This window comes from Desulfitispora alkaliphila, assembly GCF_050433185.1.
Lineage (GTDB): Bacteria > Bacillota > Desulfitisporia > Desulfitisporales > Desulfitisporaceae > Desulfitispora > Desulfitispora alkaliphila.
The window spans coordinates 37,846-50,925 of record NZ_JBNPXS010000007.1; the positions used below are offsets into that span (position 1 = coordinate 37,846).

Sequence of the window (13,080 nt, forward strand, 5' to 3'; positions counted from 1 at the left end):
ATTCACCATCTTCCGTGTCTTAGCTTTCTTTTTTATATAAATCTACATATCTTTGAACTTTTTCGTGTATGCTATATTTTGATGCTGAGATAAGACTTCTCGTCTTATACTTAATATATATTTTTTCTTCTTTTAAAACTCTAACGATTTTATGTGACAACTCTTTGTCATCTCCTGAAGTGAATATTAATCCTGCCTTATCTAACACATCTCTTAACCCTTCAACATCACTAGCTATAACCGGTTTCCCAGCAGCCATACCTTCTACTGCTGCCAATCCAAACCCTTCCCAATGAGAACTTAAAACTACTATATCAACCGTCTTAAGTATCCTTGGAATATCTTGACGAAAACCTAAGAAGTGAACCCTACCAGATACACCTAGTTGCTCAGCCAATTCTTCATTATCTCCCATTAAAGGTCCTTCTCCTACAAGTACCAAGTGAATATCTTCAGATAGCTTGCTTACAGCTCTTATTAAGGTAGGCTGATCTTTTGCCTCTGAGAATCTACCCACCATACATATTAGTTTTGTATTTTCAATAATACCTTTTATTAACTCATTTTTTTTATAAGGTAATGCTACTTTTATCTTTTCTATATCTACGCCGTTTTCAATAACAACATGCTTGTCTATTTTTTTATGTTTAGGGTCAATCCAGTCTATTAAATTATCTCTCGTTTTTTTAGTTATTGATATAATTGAATCGTATTGAGAGTAGATAAGCTTATCTATATATCTAAAATAAAATTTCTCACGCCTTCTGTTGTGAGTACTATGTTCTGTGGTTACAAATTTTACTTTTTTATTTCTAAGGAATACCCTTGATAAAGCAACCCAGTACTGTGTAGGGAAAATATGCGAATGAACTATGTCATACCCGCCATTAACTATATATTTCTTTACTTCAAATATGTTTCTAATGTCGTACATATTTTTGTATTTAACTACATCAACCTTAACACCCTTGTTTATTAATGAGTCAAAAAACACATTGTTTTTATCTGTTAGTAATAAAATATCAACTTCCATATTTTCCATTTTATTCATAAGTGGAATTAAGTCTTCTAATAGTTTCTCAGCACCACCCGATCCTAAATTGTTTATTATATGTAGTACTTTCACGCTTGTCCACCTACTTTATTTAAAATATATTTCTTCTATATCTTTTAAAACATTCTCAAGAGAGTAGTTCTCTATCTTTTCAAGATTAACCCCGCCGAAATGTCTTCTTAAGCTACTATCAATTCTTAACTCCTTAATACTTTTAGCAAACTCATCCACATCACTTGAACTAACTAAATATCCACCTTTTCCATCTTCTGTTAAATCAGAATTCCCTCTTATATTTGAGCACACTATCGGTAATCCTGCAGCCATAGCTTCCATTAAAGATACTGGTAATCCCTCTCTCAAAGAAGGAAATGCAAATACATCTGCAATCTTACATATTTCTCGGACATCTGGCCTGAATCCTAATAAATGAACATTCTTACCAACACCTAATTCAGATGCAAGCCTATTAAGATACAATTCAAGTGGCCCTTTTCCACAAATCACATAATGAATAGTAGGATTGTTTATTTTTGCAATCGCTCGAATAACAACCTCATGGTTCTTATTCTTATTAAGTTCTCCTACAGATAAGATAACAAATCCATCTTCTGATAAACCTAATTCTTGGCGTTTGTCAGCTTTATCAACCACTACATTGGTAAATTTATCTATGTCAAGTCCCACACCAGGTATATATTCAACTCTTTTAGCCTTAAATTTACTCTTAGCTCTCTTATAATCTTCCTTATTAATGGTAATTAATGTATCCGTATATTTAGATAGCCACTTCTCTAATGGATAATAGATTAGCCAATTTTTAAGTGATGCGCCTTTATAGAAATGAAATCCATGAGCCGTATAAAAAACTTTCGTCCCTTTAATATTTTTACACACTAATCTAGTAATAGCTGAAGCTACTGGCGTATGAGTATGTACTAAGTCATATTTTTCATCTATAACAAGCTTTTTTAGTGCGCTATAAGCCTTAATATTATCTTTTTTAAACGGAGAACGTTGAAATTCCATCTTAAATACTCTACATCCACGATCTAGTAATGTTTTGCTCATAGGACTGCTTATATTACAGGCTATATCTACTTGATGGCCTGAGTTTAATAGCATCTCTATGTGCGGTACTAGAAAAGCATTAATTGTTCCTGAAATTGTTGAAACATATAAAATCTTCATATTTCACCTCTACTAAATTCAAATTATTACTGGGATTATATCTATCTAGGTTTATATTTACATATAACCTTTTGAAATTTTCCTGATTTTAATAAAGGTATACCGTCAACATGCTCAATCGTTATCAAAGCATTTTCACCTAAAAACGATTTAAATCTGGCTTCAATTTCAGTATCTTTATAGTGATTTTTTGCTCCGTTTAGCTTTAACGTGTAGTTTGTTTTATCTTCTTGTATTATTTGAAATTGCTTTACCTTGTTAAAATTCCACATGTTATTAGTTACAACGTGTGGAGAAAGCGTTTCGCCAGAAGTATTATACAGCACATCAACTTTTCTACCTTCAATAGATTTAATTACTTTTTCATTGTCTGGTAATTTTTCTGTAATCGCCAAATCACCAGTATCATATCTAATAACCGGCATAGCATAATTAAATAGATCTGTGACTACTATTCTAGCTAATTCTCCAAAACTAGCTTCTTCATCTGAGTCTACTTTTAAAAACTCAATAAAGTAACTAGCTTTATTTATTTTAAAGCCGTCTTTCTCTATCATTTCCTGTGCCAATATACCATTTTCTTGATTGGAATATCTTGATACAATGGTTGCCCCAAACAGCTTTTGCAGATTTTCTCTAGTTCTATCACTCAAAGCCTCTGCAGTACTTATAATTGACTTAATGGAGAACATGGATTTATCGTCTCCCTGTTGCATCAAGTAATCAGATAAACCATCTAGACTTGAAGCGTAGGCCGATATACATTTTAACTTTTTATCGATTTTCATTAACTTGCTTATACGCTCCATATTTTCATCATTAGAATTTGAGATATCAACTTCAATCATATTTTTCATTAATAGCGATAATTTACTATTTCTATTTTCCTTAGTCCACACTCTAAAGAAAGCATTTTTTTCTCCTACATAAAAGTTTGCTTCCTCACCAAAATAAATTAATTCTGCCATTACCCTGAGTCTTTTGTTTTTATTTTGTTTCATTACAAGGGGTGTTCCAGTAGATCCGCTGGTACTCATGGTGTGAAGCTCTTCATTTTTAAATTCTTTTGATTGGATTTGGAGTTCATTATTTTTAATTGTATTTTTATCAATAATCGGGAAATCTTTTATAGATGTATAGTCTTTATACTCTTTATAAAACTCTGTATTATTAACTGCATAATTTAAAAGATTTTTTAAATTCCCTTTTTCTATTTCTTCAGATTTATTACCACCATTATTAATGTATTTAATTTCATTGTAATGCTTTCTAATAGGGCTGCCTTTTAAAAAATCTAAAGACCAAAACCCATATCGTCTAACTATTTCCCCTATCAAATTAATCCCTCCAAAACACATTTGTTATTTCCTAATAATTTTCACTTCATTAAATTTCATCATATACACATCTTCATCATACTGCCCAATTTTTTCTTGATTCTCTATACCTTCAAGGTTATTAATGATCATCCCCGGTATATTTACTCCAGTTTCATAAGCATGAGGATACCCTCCACCAAAACGAGGATTTACTTCTGAAATGTAGTACTCACCGTCTACTTTAAAAATATCAATATCTATAATTCCTTTAAATCCTGCAATTTTAACAAATCTCTTTATCAGGTCAAATAATTTTTCATCTCTAATTGATACTGATTTGTCAGTCTCTCCAGCTCTCATCTTGATTTTTTCTTTTATAAAAATTGCAACTGGCTCACCGGATATCATATCGATGTAAGTATCAGCCCCATACTCAATGCCATCCATAAATTCCTGAATCATTAAGTTATCATATCTATCAAAAAGTAATTCTATTTCTTCCTTGGTTGTTACTTTACTAATATTGATACTAGCACTACCTCTAACGGGTTTTACAAATACAGGATACTCAATTTTTCCTGCCTCAACATCTTTATAAAACAACTCTTTATCTATATAACTTCTTATAGTATTAAATGCGTTTTCTATTAGAAACTCAGAAAATTGGTATTTATCAAAGCACATCTCAACCAAATCATAATCAGAAACTATTGGAGTAGTTCCTATTTCAAGAAATCTGTCTCTATTCCGTGCTAATAAACTAAGTTCAGGATCTATCAAAGACAATACTGCTTTAACATCATTTTCTTTACAGATATTTAAAATCACATCTAAATACCCTTCATCATTCATTCTCGGAACTATAAAATGCTTATCTGCATCATAAAGTGCAGGAGCTAGCTCACTACAATCCGTAGCTATGACTTCCCCTCTACCGGTTAATTCTTTTTTGAAATATTGAACAATTTTATTTCTTGTTCCACAGCTTAATATTAATATATTTGTTAAATCATTCATTTCTAATTTCCCCCAAATCATCAAAAAACAGTGGCGTTCCCCCAGTATGGATAAACAAGATATTCTTTCCTGTAATTTGATTTTCTCTAATGTATTTCTTCATTCCCCAGAATCCTTTTCCTGTATATGTGGTGTCCAGAGGAATACCTTCCTTAATTAAAACTTCTCTAATTACTTCTAATATTTCATTGTTGTAAGCACCGTACCCATCAAGCACATAATCATCTATGAAGTCGATAGCTTCTGCTCCTACACTTTCAATCCCTATACTCTTTAGATAGCTATTCACACTATCAAGAACTACTTGTCCACCATAGGGATTTTTTCTAGCATTGCTGATTCCTATAATATGTTTATCGTCTTTATTTAATAACTTACCGCAGACAAGTCCAGCTTGTGTTGTTCCTGTCCCCGAAGTATGAAAAATATAATCAAATTTGATGCTATTTTCTAGTTCAAAATTTCTAATTCCCTCGTAAGCCTGTATATAAGCTTTAGTCCCTAGGTTTCCGTGGCCACCACCTTGAATAAAATATGGTTTGTAACCTTCCTTAGTGAGTCTACTAAGTTCTCCATCAATAGTGTCTTTCACCTCAGATACTTTGCAAATTCTTATTTCTGCACCAAACAGCTCCATCATCTTGCTGTTATATGTAGACTTACTCGTCTCAACTGGTGAAATAATAATACATTTTAGTCCTTTTGAGGCTGCAATATTAGCAACTATTCTACAATGATTTGAACTGCTGCTCCCATAAGTTACAACACAATCGCTTTTTTGACTTTCTAAGTCTTCAAAGAATAACTTTGCTTTACGCACTTTATTACCACCAAAGGAAAAAGGAATTAGATCATCTCGCATAATATATAAGTTGTTATTATTGTGTTTAAAACACATTTTTTCGATAGTAGTATTAATCATCTTGAACTCTTCCTTTTTAAATATTATGTGAGATTACTTTATTACTTCTCTCTTCATCTAAATCTGGTAATGCATCTACACTAATATTTGAGCTTTTGAATATCTTATATATAGTTAAAAAAAGAATTTTAATGTCAAATATCAATGAAACTTTTTCGATATACTCAATATCATACCTGAACTTATCATTCCAACTAATTGTATTTCTTCCATTGACCTGCGCCCAACCACTTATACCTGGAAGTACTTCATGTCTTCTTTTCTCTTGATCTGTGTAATACGGTAAATACTTAACTAACAATGGTCTCGGTCCAATAAAGCTCATTTCCCCTTTTAAAATATTTATAAGTTGAGGAAGTTCATCGACACTAGATTTTCTTAAAAACTTACCCGTTTTAGTAAGCCTTTCTTTATCAGAAAGTTTCTTCCCTTTTTTTTCTGTTGCGACCATCATCGTTCTAAACTTATTCACTTTAAATATTCTCGTATCTTTTCCTGGACGCTCTTGCCTGAATAATACAGGGCCCTTTGGATCTTCAACTTTAATTGCAACTGCTGCTAGTACCATAACTGGCGAAGCAATTATAAGTAAAGCCAAAGCAAAAATAAAATCTAATATTCTCTTTATATATAAATACGGTTTAACTCCACTCTGCATCTATTTCCACCTGCTTCTTCTTAAGCCCATAGGCCCTTTAAAATTGAACATATCCTATTTAAATCTTCATCCGTCATCTTCGTATCAGATGGCAAGCATACGCCATTCTCAAACAACTTCTCGCCTACATCGCCACCAACATAATCATACTTAGCAAAGAATGGCTGCATGTGCATCGGCTTCCAAACCGGTCTTGACTCTATATTTTCTTCTTCTAACTTAATCATCACATCTAAAGGTCTTACTGAACCCTTCAAAGTCATAACACTTAACCAGTAATTAGGCTCATTCCAGTCATTGATAGGCATAAACTCAACACCCTCTAACTGACCAAGCTCTCTCTTGTAAAACTCAAATATATATTTCTTCTTATCCACTCTTTGATCCAGCACTTTTAGCTGTCCTCTACCAATCCCAGCAACAACATTGCTCATACGGTAATTGAATCCAACTTCCTCATGTTGGTAGTGCCTTGCTGCCTCTCTAGATTGAGTAGACCAAAATCTAACCTTCTTAATCTTCTCATCATCATCAGAAACTAACATGCCTCCGCCTGATGTAGTGATGATCTTATTTCCGTTAAACGAGAATACTCCAAACTTACCAAAGCTTCCCGTATGCTTTCCTTTATAGTAAGCACCTAAAGACTCAGCTGCATCTTCAATCACCGGTACATTGTACTTATTACAAATCTCCATAATCTTATCCATATCAGCAGATAGGCCATATAAATGCACAACTAAAACAGCCTTGATTTTATCTCCGTATTTCTCAAAGGCTGCCTCTAATGCTTTAGGACACATATTCCAAGTTTCATAATCACTGTCTATAAAAACCGGAGTAGCGTTCTGATATATAATCGGATTAGCAGTAGCAGAGAAAGTAAGACTTTGACAAAGAACGATATCACCCTCACCAACGCCTACAGCCTTAAGAGCCAAATGAATAGCTGCTGTTCCAGATACTAAAGCTGCACCATGCTTAGATTCCACTTTAGCTGCTAGTTCTTTTTCAAACTCATTTACATTTGGTCCTAATGGAGCTACCCAGTTTGTATCGAAAGCTTCTTGTACATATTGCATTTCATAACCCTCGTCACTCATGTGTGGGGAGGAAAGCCATATTTTTTTATTAGTAGTACCTGCTTTGTTTTCAGCCATAACCTTGTCATCCTTTCTTGCTTAAAGCTTCTATATAAGTAACAGGTACTTCGAATTAAGTACCCTCTTGTTTATGTATATTTGAGATGCAATTTAGCATCTTATTTTCAAATTTATGTATTCAATATTGATTACCATTAACTTTTAAAATGTACATTTTTGGTTTTCTGTTGAACCTATTGATTTTACTGGGCTAAGCCCTGTTTGTCCTTTCATGATACTCACGTCGTTGAATTTTCCCAATAGACTTACGTTACATCCTACAAATATGGCACTCCTTCGTCATCTTCACCATTATCTTCTACAGACTCTAACTCATCATAGTGAATACCACATTTCACTTTTCCATTATCATAAGAAAGTGTGCCTCCATCGGGACAAATATTACCCTCATACTGGAGTATAATTGATTGAAAGTAAGAGCAATTATCATCATCAACTTCTATCCCATCAATTATCATTGAACTCTCTAAGCTGCGCCCTAGCTGTAATATGTTCGCATCACAAACTTTTTTCTTTACATTTGTTATAATTTTAGAATATTGTGGCAATGCAATAGCAATTAAAATTCCTAAAATAGAAATAACTACAATCACTTCAATTAAAGTAAATCCATGTTGATCTTTATAGACTTTTATTTTTATCTACTCCTCTACTCCGAAGCATGAGTTTTATTTTAATTACTAAACAAAAAAAGATATCTTAAAGCCCTAATTTCCTTAAGATATTGTCATTCAAACTCAAAGCTATATCCTAATTCGTAAGGACTAAAAGATATCTTCTTAATCACAATATCAACCTATAAAGTTTCAGCCAAGGCTTTAATTCTTCGTTATATCTCTTTCCAGTTATATGAATGGCCACATCTCCATTTGTCTTCTTTTTAACTTCATTAGTCGGTAACTCCTTCAAAATATTGAATGCTAGCACCCTACCACCAAATTAGAACAATAGTTAAACCATTGCTGAACGATTGTTAAACCATCGTTTAACCATTGTTATCCAACAAGCATACTCACTTCGATATATACATTCAATCAAAAAGTTTTCTGTTTCATCTACCACTTCGACCACTTTTCCTTCAAACCCTTTAGTACCAAGGCTTTCAGCGGTGGGCGATGTTTTCTATCTACCACCAATGCCACCCGTTTCAACCTTTTTATCCATTCCACATACTTTTTGTCTCCCTAAACCCATTAACCTTTTTTCATTAAGTTTGAACTTGTAAGGGTTTCTTACAGGTTCGACAACAGATGATCACTCATTATTGTCTTTTGACTCTATCGCTAAATATCCCTCTTCCCCATCCTCAATGAGAATCTTCATTTGGTTGATGGCAATCTTATTGAGTTTTTCAAGTCTTTGACTCTGCTCCATCCCATCATTAATCAAAACAGCATTTAAGCTCTCAAGATTTGATAAACATACTAGTTGAGATACATTAGCATAATCTCTGATATTGCCGGTTTTGTCTGGGTTATTCTCTCTCCACGCCTTTGCTGTCAATCCAAATAAAGCCATATTCAGCACATCAGCTTCAGATGCATAGATTATGCTCTTTTCTTTTCCACTAAGTTCTTTTGGTATTAAATTTTCTTTAATGGCATCTGTATGAATGCGATAGTTAATCTTCGTCAAATTCCTCTTAATATTCCAGTCTAATTGACCTTGTTCTTGATCTTTAAGTCTTTGGAACTCTTTTATGAGATATAGCTTAAATTCAACTGATACCCATGATGCAAACTCAAAGGCAATATCTTTATGTGCGTATGTTCCACCATATCTTCCTGCTTTAGCCGCAAGACCAATAGCATTTGTTGCTTCAATCCATTTTTTTGATGTGAGGACAAAGCTATTTAACCCTGCTTGATTTCTAAACCCCTCGAATTCGATGGGATTAAAATTAGGATTGTTTAGCTTCTCCCAAATACCCAAAAATTCAATAGTGTTTCTGTTTCGCAGCCAGTTTTGAATAATATAGTCTGTTCTTTTCTCATCTTTATATTTCGCAATGTCAGTAATCGAAATATAGTCTTCATTGTTTACTACATTGATGACAACTTCTCTTCCCTGAACATCAATTTTCCTATTCTTAGGGTTCATAGTTGTCTCCTTTCATAGTGCAACTCATCGAAAAATTCGAGTAGTTGGTCTCACTCATTAACAGAACATTTGTTCTTTCAGCATTGTCACTTCGATATATACATTCAATAAAATAGTTTTCTGTTTTATCTACCACTTCGACCACTTATCCTTCAAACCCTTTAGTACCAAGGCTTTCAGCGGTGGGCGATGTTTTCTATCTACCACCAATGCCTACTTTTTATCCTTTTTACATACTCACCTTAGCTAATTCTATATATAGTGTGTTTATGGCAAAAAATTGAATTCAAATCACCATATATAGCGCTTATCCTATTCGTATACTCACTTCGATATAACCATTCAATCTTTATCAGTTGGTTAGTTGGTTAGCTATTAGTTAGTCAGGAAGTTCAAAAGCTCTTCCTTTTTTAACTTTCTACTGTCCAACTTTCCACTACTTTTTAAGAAGAACAAAGCTATTTAGTCCTGCTTGACTTTTAATGTACTCGAATTCGATGGGATTAAAATCGAAATATGGTCTCCTTCAACATATGACTTTCATTCAACATCAGTTTGAACTATTCGGAAATTCCTAATAGTTGCATCAAATATCTTCCTGTCCACTGTCCAACTGTCTACTAACCAACTATTGTCACCCCACCATATCCTCCCCAACACAATTATCTTCAATAATGGTCTTGCCAGGCCAGATTTTTACACTTTTAAGCAGTTCCACTTGGGTTTCAATGTTGTTCCCATCTGCAATGACGCAGTTGCTGTTGACAATTACCTTGTTATGTAACCTGCAGTTGTTTCCGATAATTGAGTTGGTTATGAACACATCATCGCCAATCTCTACATTGTCTAAGATGATGCAGTTATGTAAGACACACCTTTGTCCCACAGTGCTGTTCTTGCCTATCACCACACTGCCAGTTATGTCTGTATGCTCTTGGATTTTAGAGCCTTCACCCATGTGTATTTTCCCGTTACCCTTAACTGTTGGACTTATAAGTTTACTGCTACTCTCTACTTCAAAGTTCACTTTTCCAGCCAATATGTCATATTGAGCCCATTTATATGTGTCAAAGGAACCTATATCAGACCAATAGGCGTCTGTCTCCCAACCATAGAAGGGCAGGCCTTTTTCCACTAAAAGGGGGAATAACTCCTTCCCAAAGTCGTAGAAAGTCTTTTCTGGGATATAGTTAAAAATTTCTGGCTCAAACATATAAATTCCCGTATTGACTAAGTTGCTCAAGGCCTCTTCTTGTTTCGGCTTTTCCTGAAAAGCGGTTATACTGTTGTCTCCATCTAGCACTACAACCCCAAACTTAGTTACATCCTCCACTGGTTTAAGGGCGATTGTGGCAAGGGCCTTGTTTTCTTTATGGAACTTATACATTTCAGTTAAGTCTATATCAGTTAAACCGTCACCACTAAGTATAACAAAAGTTTCCTCTTCTAGGAACCACTGATTATTTTTTACGCCACCGGCAGTTCCCATCAGTTTTTCTTCATAGGAGTAATTCATCTCTACTCCAAAGTCACTGCCATCTTTAAAGTGTCCTCTGATAGTATCTGGGAGGTAGTGAAGATTTGCTATGATGTCAGTTATTCCATGTCGTTTGAGTAAATCTACGCTATACTCCATGACTGGCTTGTTTACAATTGGCACCATCGGCTTTGACACCGTTGCAGTTAGGGGCATTAGCCTTGAACCCACACCTGCTGCCATGATCATTGCTTTCATCATCCATCAGCTCCTTTGCCTATACACTCTCCACTATTTATCCCACTTCTCTTTTCTTGAACGCTTCATTTTGAGGTTTAAATGTAGGTATCAACCTTTGCAAATAGTCGATGATAGCCATAGGGTTATTATTTAAATTGTTACTTTTGGCTTCTGTGGCGAATTCCTCTAGGGTTGTTTCGTCGATACCGTTGGGTCTAGCTACAAAGATCCGTTGGTGCTTTGTGGAGCTCGTCCCCTCTTCACTTGTGAGCAACTCTTCGTAGAGCTTTTCACCTGGTCTAATACCAGTGTACTTTATCTCTATGTCCCTATTTGGCTCAAACCCTGACAGGTGAATTAAGTCCTTGGCCAGTTGTGAAATCTTCACCGGTTCGCCCATATCTAGGACAAAAATCTCTCCACCATCAGCCATTGATCCTGCTTGAATAACTAGCTGTACTGCTTCCGGGATAGTCATAAAGAATCTGACCATTTCAGGATGGGTTACTGTTACTGGCCCACCCCTGGCAATCTGCCTTTTGAAAATAGGGATCACACTGCCCCGACTTCCTAATACATTGCCAAAGCGCACTGCCACATACCGTGTATTACTTTTCTTATCCATTGATTGGATTATCATTTCCGCTATTCTCTTGGTGGCCCCCATTACATTAGTGGGATTTACCGCCTTATCAGTAGAGATAAATACAAATGTCTTACTGCTGTATTTATCAGCTGCCTCTGCCAGGTTCTTAGTCCCCAGCACATTGTTCTTCACAGCTTCCTCTGGGTTTCGTTCCATTAAGGGAACGTGCTTGTGGGCGGCAGCGTGGAATACCACGTCAGGCTTGTTTTCTGCAAAGATGTAATCTACTTTTGTCTTGTCCTTCACGTCGCAAATCTCTGTTTGGATATGTAATTTGGGATATCTATCCCGCAGTTCTAGCTCAATATCGTAAATGCTGTTTTCTCCATGTCCAAGTAAAATCAGTTTCTTAGGAGTAAAGCTAGCTGCCTGTCGACTCAGCTCAGAACCGATCGAACCCCCTGCACCAGTTACTAACACCGTTTCTCCTTTGATGTACTGGGCAATTTCATTTAAGTCTACTTGAACAGGTTCGCGACCTAAGAGGTCTTCTACACTTACATCTCTTAACTTATTCACCTTCACCTTACCTGCGATTAGGTCATAGACAGGAGGTAGAGTTCTCAGTTTAACGCCAACCTCTTTACAGATGTCAAAAACCCGGCGTTGTTCTTCTCTGCTAGCAGAGGGGATTGCTATAATTATTTCATCCACCTGGTGTTTCTTTACAATTCTATGAATATCAAAACTATCTCCCAGTACAGGGAAACCATAAATCTCAAGATGTTGCTTTGTCTGATCATCGTCCACAAATCCCACTGGGTAGATGTCCGACTCTTGGTTATTTAAAATCTCCTTGGCTACTAATCCCCCAGCTGCCCCTGCTCCAACTATTAGGGCCCTTTTGTGATGGGGTTGCTTCTTAATGCAGGAATCTCGATAAACTCTCCAGGCTAACCGAGAGCCTCCGATAAAACCAATCTTTAGAACCCAGGCTATTAAATAGATGCTATAGGGTACTGCAGCTAGTTGAAGTGTTTGATTTGCTACTCCTGCCACCAAGGACGCCAAGGTCATTGCCTTTAAGATCGAGGTCAGTTCTCCTATGCTGGCATACTGCCAGATCTTGCGATATAGGTGTGCTCCGTATAGGAAGGCAAGGTTAATAATAGCCATAGGTAATACCAGCAACTTAAACCCTTCCAGGTACTGGGCTGGTATCTGACCTTCAAAGCGCAAGAGGTAAGCTCCTAAAAGGGCTACAAAGAGCAGAACAAAATCAATTACCATGAGTGAGAACACTCTTTGTTTAAAACCCACTTGTACAACCCCTCCTTCTTCATTACTGGTCAC

General features: G+C 35.5%; 12 protein-coding genes. All 12 read right to left on the reverse strand.

Translation table 11 applies throughout. The features are described from left to right. Nucleotides 1-19 precede the first annotated feature (19 nt). Entirely contained in the window at nt 20-1,126 is a 1,107-nt protein-coding gene (locus GGQ84_RS04200; RefSeq protein WP_429159582.1) for a glycosyltransferase, read from the reverse strand. Between the two features lie 15 nt (nt 1,127-1,141). After that, on the reverse strand, nt 1,142-2,245 hold the full coding sequence (locus tag GGQ84_RS04205; protein ID WP_429159585.1) for a glycosyltransferase family 4 protein: 1,104 nt from the start codon (nt 2,243-2,245) through the stop codon (nt 1,142-1,144). A gap of 41 nt (nt 2,246-2,286) precedes the next feature. Continuing rightward, a complete protein-coding gene (locus GGQ84_RS04210) occupies nt 2,287-3,582 on the reverse strand; it encodes a phenylacetate--CoA ligase family protein (protein WP_429159587.1) in 1,296 nt (431 codons plus the stop codon). A gap of 24 nt (nt 3,583-3,606) precedes the next feature. Beyond that, the gene (locus GGQ84_RS04215) at nt 3,607-4,581 is read right to left on the reverse strand and encodes an ATP-grasp domain-containing protein (RefSeq protein ID WP_429159590.1); all 975 of its coding nucleotides are present in this window, start codon (nt 4,579-4,581) and stop codon (nt 3,607-3,609) included. Continuing rightward, nucleotides 4,574-5,503: a 1-aminocyclopropane-1-carboxylate deaminase/D-cysteine desulfhydrase gene (locus GGQ84_RS04220; protein WP_429159593.1), complete on the reverse strand. Its 930-nt coding sequence runs from the start codon at nt 5,501-5,503 to the stop codon at nt 4,574-4,576. Before GGQ84_RS04220 ends, GGQ84_RS04215 begins: the two co-directional genes overlap by 8 nt. A 16-nt stretch (nt 5,504-5,519) precedes the next feature. Then, a complete protein-coding gene (locus GGQ84_RS04225) occupies nt 5,520-6,161 on the reverse strand; it encodes a sugar transferase (protein WP_429159595.1) in 642 nt (213 codons plus the stop codon). Between the two features lie 20 nt (nt 6,162-6,181). Continuing rightward, nucleotides 6,182-7,321 (reverse strand): DegT/DnrJ/EryC1/StrS family aminotransferase, encoded by a 1,140-nt coding sequence (locus GGQ84_RS04230; RefSeq protein WP_429159598.1) that lies wholly within the window; start codon nt 7,319-7,321, stop codon nt 6,182-6,184. Between the two features lie 260 nt (nt 7,322-7,581). Then, nucleotides 7,582-7,917, reverse strand: a complete 336-nt coding sequence (locus GGQ84_RS04235; protein ID WP_429159601.1) for a type II secretion system protein — start codon at nt 7,915-7,917, stop codon at nt 7,582-7,584. A gap of 190 nt (nt 7,918-8,107) precedes the next feature. Then, complete coding sequence (locus GGQ84_RS04240; RefSeq protein WP_429159604.1) at nt 8,108-8,233, reverse strand: hypothetical protein; 126 nt, start codon at nt 8,231-8,233, stop codon at nt 8,108-8,110. 345 nt (nt 8,234-8,578) lie between these two features. Then, entirely contained in the window at nt 8,579-9,424 is an 846-nt protein-coding gene (locus tag GGQ84_RS04245; protein WP_429159606.1) for a KilA-N domain-containing protein, read from the reverse strand. A gap of 634 nt (nt 9,425-10,058) precedes the next feature. Beyond that, on the reverse strand, nt 10,059-11,162 hold the full coding sequence (locus tag GGQ84_RS04250) for a nucleotidyltransferase family protein (protein ID WP_429159609.1): 1,104 nt from the start codon (nt 11,160-11,162) through the stop codon (nt 10,059-10,061). A gap of 34 nt (nt 11,163-11,196) precedes the next feature. Continuing rightward, a complete protein-coding gene (locus tag GGQ84_RS04255) occupies nt 11,197-13,047 on the reverse strand; it encodes a polysaccharide biosynthesis protein (RefSeq protein ID WP_429159612.1) in 1,851 nt (616 codons plus the stop codon). Nucleotides 13,048-13,080 lie beyond the last annotated feature (33 nt).